General features: G+C 71.8%; 11 protein-coding genes. 6 read left to right on the top strand and 5 right to left on the bottom strand.

Going from position 1 to position 18,880, the window contains the following annotated elements:
* Window positions 1-14 precede the first annotated feature (14 nt).
* Window positions 15-1,163, top strand: a complete 1,149-nt coding sequence (gene menC, locus R8Z57_RS14715) for an o-succinylbenzoate synthase (protein ID WP_318354533.1) — start codon at window positions 15-17, stop codon at window positions 1,161-1,163.
* A 61-nt stretch (window positions 1,164-1,224) separates the two neighbouring features.
* Window positions 1,225-2,082 carry a hypothetical protein gene (locus R8Z57_RS14710; RefSeq protein ID WP_318354532.1) on the top strand — a complete coding sequence of 286 codons (858 nt, stop codon included), beginning with the start codon at window positions 1,225-1,227 and terminating at the stop codon, window positions 2,080-2,082.
* A gap of 64 nt (window positions 2,083-2,146) precedes the next feature.
* Here R8Z57_RS14710 and R8Z57_RS14705 read toward each other — a convergent pair whose 3' ends face one another.
* Together R8Z57_RS14705 and R8Z57_RS14700 are read right to left on the bottom strand one after the other, a co-directional pair.
* A complete protein-coding gene (locus tag R8Z57_RS14705; RefSeq protein WP_318354531.1) occupies window positions 2,147-6,556 on the bottom strand; it encodes an Ig-like domain-containing protein in 4,410 nt (1,469 codons plus the stop codon).
* 241 nt (window positions 6,557-6,797) lie between these two features.
* Window positions 6,798-13,142 carry a fibronectin type III domain-containing protein gene (locus R8Z57_RS14700; RefSeq protein WP_318354530.1) on the bottom strand — a complete coding sequence of 2,115 codons (6,345 nt, stop codon included), beginning with the start codon at window positions 13,140-13,142 and terminating at the stop codon, window positions 6,798-6,800.
* 357 nt (window positions 13,143-13,499) lie between these two features.
* Here R8Z57_RS14700 and R8Z57_RS14695 point away from each other — a divergent pair, with 357 nt between their 5' ends.
* From R8Z57_RS14695 to R8Z57_RS14680, 4 genes are all read left to right on the top strand, one after another.
* A complete protein-coding gene (locus R8Z57_RS14695) occupies window positions 13,500-14,891 on the top strand; it encodes an alpha-hydroxy-acid oxidizing protein (RefSeq protein WP_318354529.1) in 1,392 nt (463 codons plus the stop codon).
* 189 nt (window positions 14,892-15,080) lie between these two features.
* Window positions 15,081-15,404 (top strand): DUF4870 domain-containing protein, encoded by a 324-nt coding sequence (locus R8Z57_RS14690; protein ID WP_318354752.1) that lies wholly within the window; start codon window positions 15,081-15,083, stop codon window positions 15,402-15,404.
* Between the two features lie 170 nt (window positions 15,405-15,574).
* Entirely contained in the window at window positions 15,575-16,960 is a 1,386-nt protein-coding gene (locus R8Z57_RS14685; RefSeq protein WP_318354528.1) for a glycine--tRNA ligase, read from the top strand.
* A 17-nt stretch (window positions 16,961-16,977) separates the two neighbouring features.
* Window positions 16,978-17,670: a DUF4870 domain-containing protein gene (locus tag R8Z57_RS14680; protein WP_318354527.1), complete on the top strand. Its 693-nt coding sequence runs from the start codon at window positions 16,978-16,980 to the stop codon at window positions 17,668-17,670.
* 44 nt (window positions 17,671-17,714) lie between these two features.
* Here R8Z57_RS14680 and R8Z57_RS14675 read toward each other — a convergent pair whose 3' ends face one another.
* The 3 genes from R8Z57_RS14675 to R8Z57_RS14665 form a co-directional block, all read right to left on the bottom strand.
* A complete protein-coding gene (locus R8Z57_RS14675; RefSeq protein ID WP_318354526.1) occupies window positions 17,715-18,005 on the bottom strand; it encodes a YrhB domain-containing protein in 291 nt (96 codons plus the stop codon).
* Between the two features lie 113 nt (window positions 18,006-18,118).
* Window positions 18,119-18,430, bottom strand: coding sequence for a pore-forming ESAT-6 family protein (locus R8Z57_RS14670; RefSeq protein ID WP_318354525.1), 312 nt, complete (start codon window positions 18,428-18,430; stop codon window positions 18,119-18,121).
* A gap of 25 nt (window positions 18,431-18,455) precedes the next feature.
* Window positions 18,456-18,791, bottom strand: coding sequence for a hypothetical protein (locus tag R8Z57_RS14665; RefSeq protein ID WP_318354524.1), 336 nt, complete (start codon window positions 18,789-18,791; stop codon window positions 18,456-18,458).
* Between the last annotated feature and the right edge of the window lie 89 nt (window positions 18,792-18,880).

Below are 18,880 nucleotides of genomic sequence, written 5' to 3'. Positions count from 1 at the left end.
CGTACGCTGAGCGCATGCCCATCGCCCGGCCCGCGGCATCCGTCGCCCTGCAAGGATTCGAGCTTCGGGTGCTGCACCTGCCGCTCGTCGCCCCGTTCACCACCTCGTTCGGCACCGAGACGGTGCGCGAGGTCATCGTCGTGCGCGCGCTGACCGCTGACGGCGACGGGTGGGGTGAGATCGTCACGCAGGCCGATCCGCTCTACTCCAGCGAGTACACGCAGGGCGCGTGGGACGTCGCGCTGCGGTTCCTGGCGCCGGCGCTGCTCGACGGTGCCGTTCACGAGCGCGGCCGCCTCGCTCCCGAGGACGTCGCCGGCGTGCTCGAGCCCTTCAAGGGGCACCGCATGGCGAAGGCCGGACTCGAGCTCGCCGTGCTCGACGCCGCGCTCCGCGCCGAGGGGCGCAGCTTCGCCGAGTACGTCGGCGCCGAGCGCGAGCGCGTGCCGAGCGGGGTGTCGGTGGGCATCCAGCGCGACCCGGCGGCGCTCGTCGAGACCGTCCGCGGCTACCTCGACGAGGGCTACGTGCGCATCAAGATCAAGATCAAGCCCGGGCGCGACGTGCGCGACACCGCCGCGGTGCGCGACGCGTTCGGGAGCATCCCGCTGCAGGTCGACGCGAACTCGGCGTACACGCTCGCCGACGCCGCGACCCTCGCCGAGCTCGACCGCTTCGACCTCCTGCTCATCGAGCAGCCGCTCCAGGAGGACGACCTCGTCGACCACGCCACCCTCGCGCGGCAGCTCCAGACGCCGGTGTGCCTCGACGAGTCGATCGTCTCGGACAAGGCCGCCGCCGACGCGCTCGCGCTGGGCGCGGCATCCGTCGTCAACATCAAGGCCGGCCGCGTCGGCGGCTACCTCGAGGCGGTGCGCATCCACGACCGGTGCCTCGCCGCCGGCGTGCCGGTGTGGTGCGGCGGGATGCTCGAGACCGGCATCGGCCGTGCCGCCAACGCTGCGCTCGCCGCCCTGCCGGGCTTCACGTTGCCGGGCGACGTGTCGGCGTCGAGCCGCTTCTACACGCGCGACATCGTCACCGAGCCCGCCGTGCTCGAAGACGGCCACGTGCGCGTGCCCCTCGGGCACGGACTCGGCGTCGAGATCGATCCTCTTGCCCTCGACGACGTCACCGTGGCGCGCGAGACGCTCACCCGCTGAGGCCGACGGGGCTGCCGTGCGAAGCGCGCCGCGATCGCCCTTCCCGAGGGAGGGGAGCCGGATGCCGGCGCTCGCGGCCGTCGTCGCCGCGGCGGCGTTCGTGCTGGCGGGGTGCGCGGCGTCGTCCGCCGACCCGTCGGCCACGGCTCTGCCGGCCGGGGTGGCCGTGGAGCTTCAGCAGCTGCGGGCCGACGTCGCGCCCCGGCAGATGCAGGTGCACGTCACCAACGAGTCGGACGAGCCGCTCACGGTCGGGGCGGTGCGCGTCGAGGACGACCGCTTCGACGGACCCGCCGCGCGGGTCATCGCGGACCGCGAGAGCGTGGTGCGCCCGGGCGGATCCGTCGACATCCGCGTGCAGCTCCCGGCCGTCGACTGCACCGCCGGCGACGACGGCGAGTCACGGGTGGTGCTCGAGATCCTGTCGGATTCCGGCGCGACCGAGCTGGCGGCATTCGCTCGCGACCGGCTCGGCTTCCTCGCCCCGCTCCACGAGCGCGAATGCCTCTACGAGCGGGTGACGGATGCCGCGACCCTCGCGTTCACCGGATTCACACCCTCCGCGCCGGGCGAGCCCGCGGCGCTGCAGCTGACCGTCTCGCCGACCGGCACGGGGGAGGCCGTCGTGACGGGGATCGAGGGCACGAACCTCCTCGACTTCGGCAGCGCCGGGTCGGCGCAGGTGTATCCGCTCGACCTGGAGGTGCGCCCCGGAGACACCGCACCCGTCGTGCGCGAGATCCCGCTCGTGCCGTTCCGGTGCGACCCTCATGCCGTGCAGGAGGACAAGCGCGGGACGATCTTCGAGGTGCGCGTCGAGCTCGAGGGCGAGCCCGGGGAGTTCCAGCTCTTCGTGGGGGAGGAGCTGCGCGGCCGGATCCTCACGTGGGTCGCGGACTGGTGCGGCTTCGGCGGCTGAGGACCTTCCGATACGCGAGCGGCCGGCCACCCGAGGGTGGCCGGCCGCTGTGCGGTGGACGGCGTCAGCTCACGCGGCGGTGTCGCGACCGCAGTGTGATCAGTCCGAGCGCGAGCAGGATCATCCCGAACGTGCCGACGGCCAGCGGCGTCGTGCCACCCGTCGCCGCCAGTCCGCTGCTCGCGGGTGCGGCCGGTGACACCGGCGCCAGGACGCGGACGGTCACGGTCACCGGGGCCGAGGCCGGCCCGACGTTGCCCGCCGCGTCGGTCGCGCTCGCCGTGATGGTGTGCGCGCCGGCACCGAGCGGCGATGTCGGCGTGAACGTCCACGCGCCCTGGCCGTTCGCGGTGGTCGATCCGGCGAGGGTGCCGTCGATGATGACCGCGACCGTCGAGCCGGGCTCGGCCGTGCCGGTCACCGGAGGCGTGGCGTCATCGGTCGTGGCGCCGTTCTGCGGGCTCGTGATGATCGGTGCGGCCGGCGGCGTGGTGTCGACCGTGAACGTGACCTCGTCCGAGGCGGGGCTGACCTGCCCGGCCGCGTCCGTGGCCGTCGCGCTGACGGTGTGCTCGCCGTCGGCGAGCGGCGATGCGGGCGTGAAGGTCCACGCCCCGGTGCCGTCGGCGGTGGTGGTGCCGGCCGTCGTTCCGTCGATCACGACCGTCACCGTGCTGCCCGGCTCGGCCGTGCCGGTGATGGCCGGGGTGGCGTCGTTCGTGGTCGACCCGCCGACCGGAGCGGTGATGACCGGTGCGAGTGGCGCGACGGTGTCGATCGTGAAGATGACCTCCTCCGCCTCGGGGCCCGTGTTGCCCGCGGCATCTCGGGCCGTCGCAGTGACGGTGTGCTCGCCGTCGGCCAGCGGTGATGCGGGCGTGAAGCTCCAGGCCCCGGTGCCGTCGGCGGTGGTGGTGCCGGCCACCTCGCCGTCGATGATCACGGTGACCGTCGAGTCGGCCTCGGCAGATCCGGTGATCGTCGGCGTGCTGTCGGTCAGCACGTCGTCGTTCGCCGGGCTCGTGATGATCGGCGCGGCCGGTGCCGCCGTGTCGACGACGAACGCGACGGCGTCGGACGGTCCGCTGGTGTTGCCCGCGGCGTCGGCGGCGGTCGCCACGACGGTGTGCGGCCCGTCGGCGAGCGGCTCGCCGGGCGTGAACGTCCAGTTGCCGCCGGTCGCCGTGGTAGTGCCTGCGACCACGCCGTCGATCGTCACCGTGACGGTGGCGCCGGCTTCCGCGGTGCCGCCGATCGGCGGTGTCGCGTCGTTCAGCACGGCGTTGTTCACCGGCGTCGTGATGACCGGCGCCGCCGGGGCGGCGGTGTCGACGGTGAACGTGTTGGTGTTCGACACCGGCGAGGTGTTGCCGCCTGCGTCGGTGGCGACCGCGTTGGCCGTGTGCGCGCCGTCGGCGAGCGTGGGCGCGGTGACCGACCAGTTGCCGCTGCCGTCGGCGGTGGCGGCCGGGGCGATGGCGGCGCCGTCGATGCTGACCGTCACGGTGGCCCCGGCCTCGGCGGTGCCGCTGACGGTGGGTGTGTCGTCGGCGGTCGTGGAGCCGTCCGCGGGGGTGACGACGACGGGCGCCGCCGGCGCGGTCGTGTCGACGGTGAAGGTGTTCGTGTTCGACACGGGCGAGGTGTTGCCGACGGCGTCGGCGGCGACCGCGTTGACGGTGTGGGAGCCGTCGGCGAGCGTCGGCGCGGTCACGGTCCAGTTGCCGCTGCCGTCGGCCGTGGCCGTCGGAGCGATGGCACTGCCGTCGATGCGAACGGTCACGGTGGAGCCGGGGACGGCGGTGCCGCTGATCGTCGGCGTGCTGTCGGCGGTGGTCGAACCGTTCGCGGGGGCGACGACCACCGGCGCTGCCGGCGCGGTCGTGTCGACGGTGAAGGTGTTCGTGTTGGAGACCGGCGAGGTGTTGCCGACGGCGTCGGCGGCGACCGCGTTGACGGTGTGGGAGCCGTCGGCGAGCGTCGGCGCGGTCAGCGACCAGTTGCCGCTGCCATCGGTCGTGGCGGTGGTCGCGAGCTCGCCGCCGTCGACGCTGACCCTGACGGTGGAGCCGGGAACGGCGGTGCCGCTGATCGTCGGGGTGCTGTCGCCGGTGGTCGACCCGTCCGCCGGGGTGACGACGACGGGCGCTGCCGGCGCGGTGGTGTCGACGGTGAAGGTGTTCGTGTTGGAGACCGGCGAGGTGTTGCCGACGGCGTCAGCCGCGACCGCGTTGACGGTGTGGGAGCCGTCCGCGAGCGCCGGCGCGGTGAGCGACCAGTTGCCGCTGCCGTCGGCCGTGGTGGTCGGCGCGATCGCGCTGCCGTCGATGCGGACCGTCACGGTCGAACCGGGCACGGCGGTGCCGCTGATCGTCGGCGTGCTGTCGGCGGTGGTCGAACCGTTCGCGGGGGCGACGACCACCGGCGCATCCGGCGCGGTCGTGTCGACGGTGAACGTGTTGGTGTTCGACACGGGCGAGACGTTGCCCGCCGCGTCGGTCGCGGTGGCGTTGACCGTGTGGGAGCCGTCGTCCAGCACCGGCGAGGCGAGCGACCAGTTGCCGCCGGCATCCGCCGTCGTGGTGGCGACCAGGGGAGACCCGTCGATGCTCACCCGGATGGTGGCGTTCGGTTCACCGGTGCCCGTGATGGTCGGCGTGTTGTCGGAGATGGTCGAGCCGTTCGCGGGCGTGCTCACGACAGGCGCCACGGGTGCGGCCGTGTCGACGGTGAAGGTGTTCGTGTTGGAGACCGGCGAGGTGTTGCCGAGGGCGTCGGCGGCGACGGCGTTGACGGTGTGGGACCCGTCAGCGAGCGTCGGGGCGGTCAGGGTCCAGTTGCCGCTGCCATCGGCCGTCGTGGTCGGCGTGATGGCGCTGCCGTCGATGCTGGCCGTCACCGTCGAGCCCGGAACCGCCGTGCCGCTGATCGTCGGGGTGTTGTCGTTCGTGCTCGAGCCGTTCACCGGCGTGACCACGACGGGCGCCGCCGGCGCGGTCGTGTCGACGGTGAAGGTGTTCGTGTTCGACACCGGCGAGGTGTTGCCGACGGCGTCGGCGGCGACCGCGTTGACCGTGTGCGAGCCGTCGGCGAGCGTCGGCGCGGTGACCGACCAGTTGCCGCTGCCGTCGGCGGTGGCCGTGGGGGCGATGGCACTGCCGTCGATGCTGACCGTCACGGTCGAGCCCGGGGCGGCGGTGCCGCTGACGGTCGGGGTGTTGTCGGCGGTGCTCGAGCCGTTCGCGGGGGCGACGACCACCGGCGCTGCGGGCGCCGTCGTGTCGACGGCGAACGAGACGTCTGCCGAGGGCGGACTGATCTGCCCGTTGACGGTCTGCGTCGCGCTGACGGTGTGCAGGCCGTCGCCCAGCGTCGGCGCCGTGAGCGACCAGTTGCCGCCCGCGTCGGCGGTGACAGCCGGTGCGAGCGGGCTGCCGTCCAGCGTGACCGTCACGGTGGCGCCCGGAAGGGCGGTGCCGCTGATGGTGGGGGTGCTGTCTGCGGTCGTGGAGCCTGCGGCCGGCGCGAGAATGGCCGGCGCCGGGGGCGGGCAGTCGATCCCGCCGGCGGGCGCGGTCGCGTCGACGCTCAGCGGCAGAACTCCGAGGGTGACATCGGTGCCGAGCAGGCTGTCGATCGAGATGGACAGGAAGTCGAAGGATGCGGACGCCGTGCCCGTGGTGGGAGGCTCATTCACGGTGATCGACACCTGCGTCGTGCCGACCGTGAGCGGGAAGGCGACGCCCGGCGTGAGCGTGCTGGTCACCCCGTCGAACGTGACGTTCACGGTGGCCGGGGTGTACGCGACGCTGTCGGTGGTCCCCGTCGACGTCGCCGTCAGCGTGGGCGTGCCGATCACCTCGATGCCGATCGCCTCGTTGAGCAGGCTCAAGCCGGCGATGGAGCCGGTCGCGATGCTCTGGACGCCGTAGTTCGCTCCCGAATTCAGGGCGAGCCGCGTGGTGCTCGTCACGGAAGCGGCACCGACCTCGACCGTTCCGGCCAGAACGTCGATGCCCGCGATCTGCGTGTCGGCCTGTGCGAGCACGCCTTCCGTCACGCAGGCCTCGTCCACCGTCCAGTTCGCCTCGTTCGTCGACGTCAGTGCGCCGAGATTGAGAATCGCGGCATTGACGGCGAGCAGGTCGAGGCCCGTCGGCGCAGTCGTCGGGGGAGCGGTCTGCGTGTTCTCGACGACGCCGATGCCGAGACCGAGGACATCCGCCGAGAGGTTCGCCGACTGCGAGGTGGCCTGCGGTGCGAGCGTCGTGCCGGTGGCTGTCGCACTCGTGGCGACGCCGAGTTCGGTCAGGGTGATGCCCAGCGTGCTGAGCGACAGCGACACGACGTCAGCCGAAGCGGAAGCCTCCCAGTCGGACTCCGGCGGCGCGGCGGCAGCCGGCGCTGCCGCGCCCACCGTCCCGATCGCGAGCACGAGTGCAGCGGCGGCTGCGGTGAACCAGGAACGTTTCATGTTCTCCCCCGAGGTCGCGCCGCACCGTGCATCCCGTGGTCGTGCCGGGAGATGGGCGCTCTGTCTCGGACATTAGACGGGGTTCATAAAGGGCCGGTATCCCCCTTTCGGGGGACAGAATCCCACGTCGGCACCGAAAACGAACTCGATGCCCGCGGAGCGCAGGAAGCGCTCCGCGCAAACGGAGGGGAGGTCTCCGCACCTGGTGTGCGAAGACCTCCCCCACGGATTGCGGAACCCGCTACCTCACCGTCACCGTGATCGGCTTCGACGACGTCGACCCGGCCGCGTTGGCGAACTCGGCGACGTACACGTACGTGCCCGGTGCGCGTCCGGCGATCGCGGTCTGCGCGCGCTGCGCGTTCGGCGAGGCGGCGGTGAGCGACTGCTCGTCGATCATCACCCCGTTCTCGTAGAGGCGGTACGCGGTGCCGTTGGTGCCCCACCAGAGGTTCGCGGTCACCGTGTAGTTGCCGTCCTTGTCACGATTGTTGTCGTGCGAGAGGACGGGGGCCGCGGGCGCGGCATCCTTCACCTTCACGGTCACCGAGCTGGTCGCCGTCCAGCCTGCGGCGTTGATCAGCTCGCCCGTGTACACGTACGTGCCGTTGGGCTTGCCGGTCACATCGACCGTCGACACCTGCGCCTGCGGCGAGTTCGCGTCGAGCAGCTTCGTCGAGATGAGCGTGCCGTTCTCGTACAGCTTGTACACCGCGCCGTTGACCCCGTGCCAGAGGTTCATCGACACCGTGAACGTGCCGTCGTGCAGGCCGTCCTCCCAGCCGGAGTTCGACGACAGGATGCCGCGGCCCGGTGCCGCCGTCGCCCCCTCGTCGTCGAACACCAGCAGCTGCACCGACGCCTGGGTCACCAGGCCGTCGTGGTTGACCGCGTTGACCGACAGGGTGTGCGTGCCCACGAGCCCGTCGAGCTCGATGGTCTGACCCGGTGCGACCGGCTCGCCGTCGAACGCGATGTCGAGGTTGCGCACGCCCGACTCGGGGTCGTCGGCCGTCACGCCCACCGTGAAGGTGGCCGTGCTCGGCAGCAGAGCGCCGTCCTGCGGCAGGCCGGACAGCACCGGCGGCGTGGTGTCGGACGCCCCCGAGGGGTCGCCCGTCACCGCGATGCGCGGGGCCGGCGGGGTGGCCATGCCGTCGCCGAGGAAGAAGCTCGTCTGCGGCGGCTGGTTGTAGCCGGTGTTCTGCCACGCGACCGACAGGCGGTAGACCGGGTCGTGCATCAGCGTGCGGATGCGCAGGTCGGTCTCGTCGGTGGTCGAGTAGATGCGCAGCTCGCTCGAGTCGGCCGAGCGCCAGGCGATCTCCTCACGCCAGTCGCCGAACAGGTCGGCCTGCAGGTTGGGCGTGCCCTTGGTGTCGTTGTTCGACAGGGCACCGTCCGCGCGCAGGATCGGCTCTGCGGTCTGCGTCTCCCAGTTCCACTTGGCGATCGTCGGCACCCCCGTGCGGGGCCCGTCGTCGAACTCGTGGTCGACGATCTCGCGCAGCGGGTCGCCGTCGAACCACGCGAGGAAGTTCGCCGCGGGGATCCGGCTGCCGATGCGCTCGCCGTCGGCCGACATGAGGTAGCCCTCGCGGGAGTTCCACGCGGCGTCGCCGCCGACGGCCCAGCCCTCAGCTCCCTCGTAGCGCGGGTCGATGTCGCCCGATGCCGCACGGCCCGTGTCGCGGTCCGCCGGGATGTCCCAGAGGATCTCGCCCGTGCGCGCGTCGCGCATCGTGGCACCACGGTTCTCGGAGCGCCCCATGTCCTCGTGGGCCGCGAAGACCTCGAGGCCGGGGTTCGAGGGCACCAGGTCGGAGACGTGGATGGCGTCGCCGTGGCCGAGTCCGGTCGAGTAGAGCAGCCCGCCGTCGTCGTCGATCGTCGCCGAGCCGAAGACGATCTCGTCCTTGGCGTCGCCGTCCACGTCGGCCACCGACAGGTTGTGGTTGCCCATGCCGTACAGGCCCTCGTTGCCGGCCTCGTTCGAGTCGAGCACCCACCGCTCGGTGAGCTGCGCGCCGTCGAAGTCGTACGCGGCGACCACCGCGCGGGTGTAGTACCCGCGGCTGAAGACCGCGCTGGGGTGCTCGCCGTCGAGGTAGGCGGTCGCGGCCAGGAACCGGTCGACCCGGTTGCCGTAGGCGTCGCCCCACGCCCCGACGTCGCCGCGCGCGGGCACGTAGTCCACCGTGTCGACGGCGGCGCCGGTGGCGCCCTCGAAGACCGTGAGGAACTCCGGTCCGCTCAGCACGTAGCCCGAGCTGTTGCGGTGGTCGGCGCCGGCGTTGCCGATGGGCTGACCGACGCCGTCGATCGTGCCGTCGGCGGTCTTCGCCATCACCTCGGCACGGCCGTCGCCGTCGTAGTCGAAGACCTGGAACTGCGTGTAGTGCGCGCCGGCCCGGATGTTCACGCCCAGGTCGATCCGCCACAGCCGCGTGCCGTCGAGCCGGTAGGCGTCGAGATACACGTTGCCGGTGTAGCCGCCCGACGAGTTGTCCTTCGAGTTCGTCGGATCCCACTTCACGATCAGCTCGTACTGGCCGTCGCCGTCGACGTCGCCCACGCTCACGTCGTTGGCGCGGTAGCCGTAGGGCTGGCCGTCCTTCGCGTACGCGTCGGCGGGCTTGTCGAGCGCCACCGACCGGTAGTCACCGGCCTGCACCGCGAACGGATCGGTCTCGGTGGTCTCGACGCCGTCGAGAACCTTGGTGACGAAGTAGACGGATGCCGCGTCCCCGGCCTCGTCGAGATAGTTCGACGAGTCGGTGATCGGCGCCGTCGTGACGCGGGTGCCGTCGCGGTAGACGTGGAACGCCACGCTGTCGGGATCGGTGCCGAGCATGCGCCACGACACCAGGTTTCCGGCATCCGTCGACACCGCCGCCGGGGCCCGGTCGAGGTACTCGGCCTGCCGCTGCAGCACCGTCACCGCCGCGGTCTTCAGCTGCGCCGACGCCGCACCGGCGCCGCCCGCGTTCACCGCGACCACCGTGTAGTAGTACGGGATCGTGGTGAGCACGCCGGTGTCGGTGTAGGTGCTCGCGTCGGCGAAGCCGACCAGCTCACCGCGCTCGCCCTCGACCTCGGAGCGGAACGCCAGGTGGTAGTCCGCCCCGAGCGGCTGCGCCCACGAGAGCTGCACCGCGTTCTTCTCGATCTTGTCGACCGTCAGCCCGGTCGGGGCGGCCGGAGCGGCGATGTCGGGGTCGACGAACGAGACCTCGACCGTGGCCGACGGCACCGACTCGAGCGCCGTCTGGTCGACCGCCGTGACGTGGTACTCGAAGTCAAGGCCTACGCGCGCCGTCGTGTCGACGAACGCCGGCTCGTCGACCGCGGCGACCAGCACCGGCTTCGCGTCGAACGGCGACTGACGATAGACGTTCCAGGTGAGGCCGGGTTCGGCATCCCACTCCAGCGACACGCTGGGTGCCGCCGGGTCGGCGTTCACGTCGACGACCTCGAGTCCCACCGGGCCGAGGAGGATCGGAGTGATCTCGAGCCCGTTGAGACGCGTGCCCGCGGCTGCGCCGTACGCCTCGACGTTCAGCTGCCCGTCGGTGACGAGGAACGGTCCGCGCAGGGTCTCGTTGACCGCGCCGCGGCCGGCGTTGCCGGTGCCGGCCTCCTTGCCCTCGATGCGGAAGGTGGTGCGGGTCGAGCCGATCCAGTCGCCGGAGAAGGTCTTCACCGAGTAGGTGCCGTTGGGCACGTCCAGGGCGAAGGTCGAGCTGTCGCCCGGGAGCACGAAGTCGCGCACCAGGTCGTTCGACCCTTCAGCGGCGCCGCGGTCGCGGCCGGCGTTGGCGGCCAGGGTGTTGAGGAACCCGTAACCCCGCGCCGCCGTGTACGCCGTGTTCGGGTTCACCTCGGTGTACCCCGCCATCAGCGGGTTGCCCGCGAGCTGGAAGTCGTACTTGTACTGCGCCTGCTTGGTGGTGAAGGTGACGGTCGGGCTCGGCTCGGACTCGCCGCGGCCGTTGACGGCGATCACGCGATAGCGATAGCCGGTGCCCTCGGCGAGACCCTGCACGATCGAGCTCGTCTGCGTTACCATGCCCACGAGGGTCCACTCGGGAGCGGGGTCGGCGACGGCCTGGCGGTAGATCTTGTAGATGTCGGCCGTCGGCGAGGCATCCCACTGCAGCGTCGCACCGCCGTTGCTGATGGCGCCGGCGACGAGGTTCTGCGGGGCGGCCGGCACCTCGGCGGGCGGCTCGATGTCGGCGACCTTCGCCGCGAGCGGGGTGTCGAGACCGGCGACGTCCTGTGCGACCAGGCGCGCCATCTGGATCGCGCCGTACTCCTGGAAGTGCGTGTCGTCGACCGTGCCGGCCGGGCGGTTGGGGAAGACGCCCGGGTCGACGTGCAGGAAGACCGCCTTCGCGGCCTCCGGGCCGATCTCGTCGAGATACTCACGGCTGGATGCCGAGAGGTCGACCAGCAGGACGCCCTCCTCGACGGCGAGCTCGGTCATCTTCGCGACGTACTCCGGGAAGCTCACGTTGAACTGACCCGTCTCGGCGTTGAACGACCGCCGCGAGACCGGCGTCACGAGGATCGGCGTCGCGCCGCGCTGACGCGCGCCCTCGACGTAGACCCGCAGATACTCCTTGTAGTCCTCGGGGCTGGCGTAGCGGTCGTCGACGCCCTGCGTGGCGTCGTTGTGGCCGAACTGCACGAAGAGGTAGTCGCCGGGACGGATGCTGCGCAGCACCTCGTCCAGGCGGCCCTGCGTGATGAAGTTCTTCGACGAGCGGCCGCCGATCGCGTGGTTGGCGAAGGCGATATCGTCGGCGAAGAACCGGTCGATCATCTGCCCCCACCCGGCCTGCGGCGCGTAGGCGATCGGGTCGTAGGTCTGCACGGTGGAGTCGCCCGTCACGTAGGCCGTGGTGATCGCGCCGGCGACGCGCGCGGGGAGGCGGGTGATCGTGAGGCCGTTGACGACGGGGGCGTCGCCCGCGAACGCGAGGGTGAGCGTGCCGTCGACGAGTGCGATCGTGAACGACATGTCGAGGTACGACCCCGCCGTCTGCGGGTTGGCCAGCACCTTCGTGATGCCCTCGGCGGTCACCGTCGTGGTGGTCGGGGCCTCGGCGTCGCCCGACACGAGCCGGACGGAGTAGTCGCCGGCGCCGAGATCGGCCTGGAAGGTCGCGCCGGCCGCCGCGACGAAGTCGCCGCGCAGCGCGTCGTCGCCGCCGCGGTCGACGTCGGGCGTGGCCGAGGTGGGCGCGGTCGAGAAGCCGTAGCCCCACTCCGCGCTGTAGGCGGTGGAGGACGTCACCGGGAGTGCGCCGTCTGCCACCTGGCCGGAGCCGAAGTCGAAGGTCACGACGTCGCCCTGCGGCAGCGGCGCCGGCGCGGCATAGGCCGAGGAGGTCACGGGAGCCGATGCCGGCGACGAGCCGGCCTGGTTGCGCGCGGTGACCCGGTAGGTCCACTGCTGCGCCGTGTCGGCGGCATCCGCGTATCCCGGTGCCGTGACCTTCGCGAGCGGCGCGAAGACGCCGTCGGCGCCCGCCCGCTCGACGACGTACTCGTCGCCGTTGGGTACCGCCGACCATGTGAGCACGACGGCCTCGCGCGTCACCTGCGCGACGGCGAGGTCGCCGGGCGCCGCGGGCGCGACGAGCTCCGGGATGACGCCTGAGCGCACCTCGGCGGTGGCGTCGGAGGCCCGGTCGTAGGCGCTCACAGCGACGACCGCGTAGGCGTACGAGCCGCCCTCGACGACCGAGCCGTCGGTGTACGCGGGGTCGGTGGTCTCGGCGAGCTCCGAGAACTCGCCGGTCGTGTCGCCCTCGACGTCGGCGCGCAGCACGCGGTAGCTCGCCGCCCCGTCGGCCGGTGACCAGGTGAGGTCGACGCCGTTCCAGGCGACCCGGGTCGTCGTGAGATCAGCGGGAGTCGCGGGGACGACCGGGGCGACCACGAGGCCGTTGACATAGGCGCCGAGTCCGGTGCCCGTGAAGCCGACGGTGAGCTGGCCGTCCTCCACCGTGGTGCGGAACGTCTCGGTCGTGGTGGCCGCGCCGCCCGTGGTCAGCCGCGTCTGCGCGACGCCCTCGAGCGACACCGTCGCGTTGGTGCCCGAGGTGCCCGCGAGCGCGTCGCCGATGGTCACCGTCACGTCGTAGTCGCCGACGGGGAGCTCGTCGAGCTGGAAGCCCCAGTTCGTGCCCGCGACGAAGTCCTCGGCGAGCGGGTCGGCGGGGGTGCGGTTGCCGGTGCGGTTGCGGTCGAACAGCGTCGAGCCCTCGGGAAGGGTGATGCCCCAGCCCTTCTCGGCGGCGTAAAGCGAGGTGGTGAGCACCTGCTGGTAGCCCTCGGCGACGGGGCTGGTGGCCGTGCCGAAGTCGAAGCGCCAGGCGCCGTCTTCGGCGGGCGGCAGTGCGGCCGCCGCCGGGGTGGCGGTGATCAGGGCGGCGACCACGGCGGTGGCGCCTGCGATCGCGGCGAGTCGGAGCCCGCGGCGGGGAGACCGGGGCGTCGGGGCGTGGTCAGCGGGTCGCGTCGCACCATCGGCGCGTGCAGACACGTAGGGCACGGTTCCTCCTGTTGTCAGCATCGGCAAAGGAAGACGGCGCACACCGCGGCCTCGCGGCATCCGTCGTCGTGAACCGGGCGCGTACGGACTCGAGCCCTGTCCGGTCCGACTGCAGCGGGGAGGCTGCGGCCGGGTTTGTTGCGACCGACGCGGAAAGCGTATTCCGTCCTGGTCGCTGGCAGTCTGACACGGGCTGCGCGAAAGAGGCAAGGGTTTCCTGAAACGTTTTTACGAGATCGCTCCCGGGGCTTGCATGCGACGCGTCCGGTGGCTTAGGGTCGCCGGGCGAGCGCTTTCCCAGACCCCCGCCGCCGGGGTGAATACGGACCACCCCGGCGGCGGGCTCGCTGCGCCCGCGGCCCTGCGTAGGCTGACCGCATGAGCAGTGTCGCTCCCGATGACCCCGCCGCCTCGTCCCGCGGCATCTCGCGCCGGACCCAGTCCGACATCTACCGCGCCGGCATCAGCGGCACCCGTCCGAAGGTGCCGGTCGACGCCGAGGCGCTCGAGGCCTCCGCGCGCAAGGCGCTGAGCGCCGAGGCCTTCGCGTACATCGCCGGGGGAGCGGGCGCCGAGCGCACCGTCGCCGCCAACCGCGCCGCGTTCGGGCGGTGGCAGGTGTGGCCGCGGCCGCTCCGCGACGTGTCGGTGCGCGACCTGTCGATCGACTTCCTCGGCGTGCGGCGCCCGACGCCCCTTCTCCTCGCTCCGCTCGGGGTCATGGAGATGGCCCACGGCGACGCCGACCTCGCCGTCGCCCGGGCCGCGGCATCCCTCGGCGTCCCGTACGCGCTCTCGAACCAGGCGTCCGTCCCGATGGAGGAGGTCCGCGACGCCGCCCCCGACGGAGCCCGGCTGTTCCAGCTCTACTGGTCGGCGTCCGACGAGCTCAACGCCTCGCTGCTGCGCCGGGCCGAGGCATCCGGCTGCGAAGCGATCGTCGTGACGCTCGACACCCACCTGCTCGGCTGGCGCACGCGAGACCTCGACCTGGCCTACCTGCCGTTCACGCGTGGCATGGGCATCGCGCAGTACACGAGCGACCCCGTCTTCCAGCAGCTGGTGCGCGAACGCGTGCGCGCGTCGGCGGGCACGGGGGCGGGGACGGATGATCTCGATACGCCTCGTTCCTCGGCACTCGATCCGGCGGCCGCGGCCGACGCCCCGCCGCCGGTCAAGGTCACCCCGCACGCCGTGGCGGCGGGCGTGCGCATCGCGCGCAGCGGGGCGCGGCTCACCGGGTCGGCGAGCCTGCGCGAAAACCTGCGGTCGCCCCTCCCGCGGGCCGCGGTCGAGACGTTCCTCGAGGTGTTCTCGACGCCCGCGCTCACCTGGGACGACCTCGCGAAGGCGCGGCAGTGGACCTCGCTGCCGATCATCCTGAAGGGGATCGTGCACCCCGACGACGCGATCCGCGCGCTCGATGCCGGCGTCGACGGTATCTGGATCTCGAACCACGGCGGGCGGCAGATCGACCAGTCCGTGCCGACGCTCGAGGTGCTGCCGACGATCGCCGAGCGCGTCGCCGGCCGGGTGCCGATCGTCCTCGACTCCGGGGTGCGGCAGGGTTCCGACGTGCTCATCGCGCTGGCGCTCGGCGCGACCGCCGTCGCCCTCGGGCGTCCGTACGCGTACGGGCTCGGCATCGCCGGCGAGGCGGGCGTGCGCGAGGTCGTGCGCAACGTGCTGGCGGAGTTCGACATCACCCTCGGGCTGTCGGGGCACACATCCGTCGCGGAGCTCCACCGCGAGGCACTGCGCGAAGCCTGACCGCCGGCCGTGCCGGCGACGCCGCCCGCGCCGGCCGCGGCTGCGGCCGGCGAACCCGGGTCCGGTGCGAGGTGGGAGGCTGACGCGCCCGCGCCGCGCCGACGGGGCAGGCTCCGCGGGCTCTAGGGTGGTGGCGTGACCAACCCCCCTCCGCCGCCGTACGGCTACGGCGCTCCGCAGTCCCCGCAGATGAGCCCCTCCGACGAGAAGCTGTGGGCGACGCTCGTCCACATCGGCGGCCTGTTCTTCAGCTTCCTGGCTCCGCTCATCGGGTTCCTCGTACTCAAGGACCGCGGCCCGTTCGTGCGCGCGCACACCGCGACCGCGCTCAACTTCCAGCTGACGATCCTGATCGCCTACATCGTCGGCGCGATCCTCAGCATCGTGGTCATCGGCATCTTCGTCATCATGGCGGCGTACGTGCTGAACATCGTCTTCTGCATCATCGCGGCCGTGAAGGCCAACCGCGGCGAGTGGTACACCTACCCGCTGACGATCCCGTTCCTGCGCTGACGCGAAGGGCTGCGGTGGCCGACGGAGCGCGGTCGGCGCTCGCCGGCGCTGCGCGGTGGAAGCGCGACGGCGACACCGGCAGCCCGGCGGGCGGCGACTAGAATCGACGGATGCCGCGGTCAGCGGCGTTTCGCACCCTCGTGCATCCCTCCCCGACCATTGGAGCCACCGTGGCCGAGCAGTCTCGCCTCGACAAAGTCATCGCCCTCGCCCGTCACCGCGGGTTCGTGTTCCAGGCCGGTGAGATCTACGGCGGATCCCGGTCGGCGTGGGACTACGGCCCCCTCGGCACGGAGCTCAAGGAGAACATCCGCCGCCAGTGGTGGCAGACCTTCGTGCGCGGCCGCGGCGACATGGTGGGCCTCGACTCGTCGATCATCCTGCCCAAGCGCGTGTGGGAGGCATCCGGTCACGTCGCCACGTTCACCGACCCGCTCGTCGAGTGCCTGCAGTGCCACAAGCGCTTCCGCGCTGACAACCTCATCGAGGACTTCGAGGCACGCAAGGGCCGCAAGGCCGAGAACGGCCTCGCCGACATCCCGTGCCCGAACTGCGGCACGAAGGGTCAGTACACCGAGCCCAAGGCGTTCTCGGGTCTCGTGAAGACCTACCTCGGCGTCGTCGACGACGAGTCGGGCCTGCACTACCTCCGCCCCGAGACGGCGCAGGGCATCTTCGTCAACTTCTCCAACGTGCTCACCGCGAGCCGCAAGAAGCCTCCGTTCGGCATCGGCCAGGTGGGCAAGGCGTTCCGCAACGAGATCACGCCCGGCAACTTCATCTTCCGCACCCGCGAGTTCGAGCAGATGGAGATCGAGTTCTTCACCCCGCCGGCCGAGGCCGGCGAGTGGTTCGACCACTGGGTGCAGGCGTGCTGGGACTGGTTCATCGACCTCGGCATCGACCCCGAGAACATGCGCCAGTTCGACGTGCCCGAAGAGGACCGCGCGCACTACTCGGCCGGCACCATCGACGTCGAGTACCGCTTCGGCTTCGCGGGCAAGGAGTGGGGCGAGCTCATGGGCGTCGCCAACCGCACCGACTACGATCTCGGCTCGCACTCCGAGGCCTCGGGCCAGTCGCTGTCGTACTTCGACCAGGCCTCGGGTGAGAAGTACATCCCGTACGTGATCGAGCCGTCGTTCGGCCTCACCCGCGCCATGATGGCGTTCCTCGTCGACGCGTACCACGAGGAGGAGGCGCCGAACGCGAAGGGCGGCACCGACACCCGCACGGTGCTCAAGCTCGACCCGCGCCTGGCGCCCGTGAAGGCCGCGGTGCTTCCGCTGTCGCGCAACGAGCAGCTCTCGCCCATCGCGCGTGAGGTGGCGGAAGACCTCCGCGGCGAGTGGAACATCGACTTCGACGACGCCGGCGCCATCGGCCGCCGCTACCGTCGCCAGGACGAGATCGGCACGCCCTTCTGCATCACCGTCGACTTCGACTCGCTCGACGACCGCGCCGTCACCGTGCGCGACCGCGACACGATGAGCCAGGAGCGCGTGCCGCTCGAGGGCCTGCACGCCTACCTCGCCGAGCGTCTCGCCGGCGCCTGACCCCGACGGACGACGCCATGGCCGACGCCCCGCTCACCCCGCCCCTCCCGCCGCAGCCGGGTCAGCCCGCGGTGCCCCCGCCGCCCGGGTATGCCCCGCCGCCGGCGCAGCCCGGCTATGCGGTGCCGCCGGCGCAGCCCGGCTATGCCCCGCCGCCCGCCGCGCAGCCCGGCTACGCGGTGCCGGCCCCTCAGCCGGGCTACGCCCCACCGCCCGCCGCCCAGCCGGGGTACGCCGTGCCGGCCTCGCAGGCCGGGTACGCCGTGCCGGCCTCGCAGCCGGGCTATGCGCCGCCCGCCGCCTACCCCGCCCCGTACGCGAAGCCCGCGACGGGCTCGGTCGCCTGGGGCCTCGGCTTCCTGGCTTTCATCCCGATCCCCGTCGTCAGCATGATCATCGCGGGCATCGCGATGGCATCCGCCTACGGTGCGCAGCGGCGCAACGGACCCGTCGCGGAGGGCAACGCCCGCAACGCGGCGAACTGGGGACTGACGGTCATCGCCGTCACGATCGTCTCCTTCACGCTGACGGCCGTGTTCGCCGCCCTCTTCGGTGAGACCTTCCGCGGGTTCTTGCCCATCGGAGCTCCGATCCTGATCTGGGCCGCGCTGTGCGTCGCGCACGTCGTGGTGATCATCATCGGGGTCGTGAAGGCCGGCAAGGGCCAAGTCTTCGAGAACCGGATCGCGATCCCGTTCATCCGCCGCTGACGCTCCGGCCGGACCCGGCTGGGCCTAGGCCACGCGGGAACGGATCAGGGGCGTCCGCGTCGCAGGTCTGCGATCTGCGCGTCGATGTCGTGAGCCGGCGAGAGCGCGAAGACCTCGCCGCCGTCCTTCGGAACGACCAGCGGAGCGTTGCCCGCGAGCATCGCGTCGAGGTCGTCTCTTTCGACGTACGCCCTGCTCTGGGAGAAGAACACCCAGAAGTCCCCGGCCTCGATCGGGTCACCCAGGATCGCGCGTTCCACGCCGTCCTGCAGACGGGAGTGCTCCAGCGCGGCTTCCGCCAGCCGGCGTGCCTCGGTGCTCGTCCGCCTCGTCACGGCATGAGCCCGTGGTCAGGCGACGCAGAGGCCCGCTCCGGCTCGATCGCAGCAGAGGCCGGCGCCGCGAAGGGCGCCGGCCTCTCTGCGCGGAAGTGCGGGGTCAGACCCGGTCAGCCGATCGCTTCGACGGCGGCGCGGGCCTTGCGCAGCGTGTCCTGCGCGGTCTCGTCGTTGCGCTCGAGCGAGGAGCGCAGCGTCTGAATGATGCCGCGGACCTCGCCGGCGGCGTTCTTCCAGCGCAGCTCCTTGGCGCGGTAGTCCTCAGACACACCCTCGGCGCTGTAGTCGGCCATCGCGGCCTGCACGTCCTTATCGCGCTGGTCGATCAGTGCCTCGAGCTGCGCCGCGACGCGGTTGAAGTTGTCCTGCGCGTTCTGCGATGCCGCGATGTCGTAGTCGCGACGGTCACCCTGGTTCGCCATGATGCGTCCTCTCGTCTCTGACAGCTCAGCGGCCGGCACCGAAGCGGGCGGCGTCGAACGACGAGCCGGCTTCCATGCTGGTGGTCGAATCGATCATCGCGGACTCGCCCTCGAGGAACGAGCGGTTCATCCCGCCGATACCGGTCAGCACGCCGTCGAGCGCGGCCTTCAGCTCGGTCGAGATCTCGTCGGTGCGGCCCTTGAACCGGTCGAACGCGGCACGACCCGCACCCTGGAACCGGCCCTCGAGCGGCTCTGCCGCCTCGAACAGCTGCCGCACCAGCAGCGACAGCTCGTCACTGGAACCGCTGGTCGCCTTGGTCAGCACACCGAGCGTGTCGGCACCCATCGCGAACTTCATCAGCCTGTCTTCCTTTCATCGCGGCGACACGAAATCGCCGATCCGAGCACAGATCATGAAACCTCAGCCAGGCTAACCCACCTCGCCGA

The sequence above is a fragment of the Microbacterium sp. M3 genome (genome assembly GCF_033548675.1).
In the GTDB taxonomy this organism is placed as follows: Bacteria; Actinomycetota; Actinomycetes; order Actinomycetales; family Microbacteriaceae; genus Microbacterium; species Microbacterium arthrosphaerae.
Note: the sequence above shows the minus strand (reverse complement) of the source record. Positions and strands in the feature narration are given on the sequence as shown.

Excerpts from the sequence above, each read along its gene's own strand:
- menC (WP_318354533.1), top strand. The coding sequence starts at position 15 with ATGCCCATCGCCCGGCCCGCGGCATCCGTCGCCCTGCAAGGATTCGAG.
- R8Z57_RS14680 (WP_318354527.1), top strand. The coding sequence starts at position 16,978 with ATGGCCGACGCCCCGCTCACCCCGCCCCTCCCGCCGCAGCCGGGTCAG.
- R8Z57_RS14690 (WP_318354752.1), top strand. The coding sequence starts at position 15,081 with ATGAGCCCCTCCGACGAGAAGCTGTGGGCGACGCTCGTCCACATCGGC.
- R8Z57_RS14670 (WP_318354525.1), bottom strand. The coding sequence starts at position 18,430 with ATGGCGAACCAGGGTGACCGTCGCGACTACGACATCGCGGCATCGCAG.
- R8Z57_RS14705 (WP_318354531.1), bottom strand. The coding sequence starts at position 6,556 with ATGAAACGTTCCTGGTTCACCGCAGCCGCCGCTGCACTCGTGCTCGCG.
- R8Z57_RS14695 (WP_318354529.1), top strand. The coding sequence starts at position 13,500 with ATGAGCAGTGTCGCTCCCGATGACCCCGCCGCCTCGTCCCGCGGCATC.
- R8Z57_RS14700 (WP_318354530.1), bottom strand. The coding sequence starts at position 13,142 with ATGCTGACAACAGGAGGAACCGTGCCCTACGTGTCTGCACGCGCCGAT.
- R8Z57_RS14710 (WP_318354532.1), top strand. The coding sequence starts at position 1,225 with ATGCCGGCGCTCGCGGCCGTCGTCGCCGCGGCGGCGTTCGTGCTGGCG.
- R8Z57_RS14665 (WP_318354524.1), bottom strand. The coding sequence starts at position 18,791 with ATGAAGTTCGCGATGGGTGCCGACACGCTCGGTGTGCTGACCAAGGCG.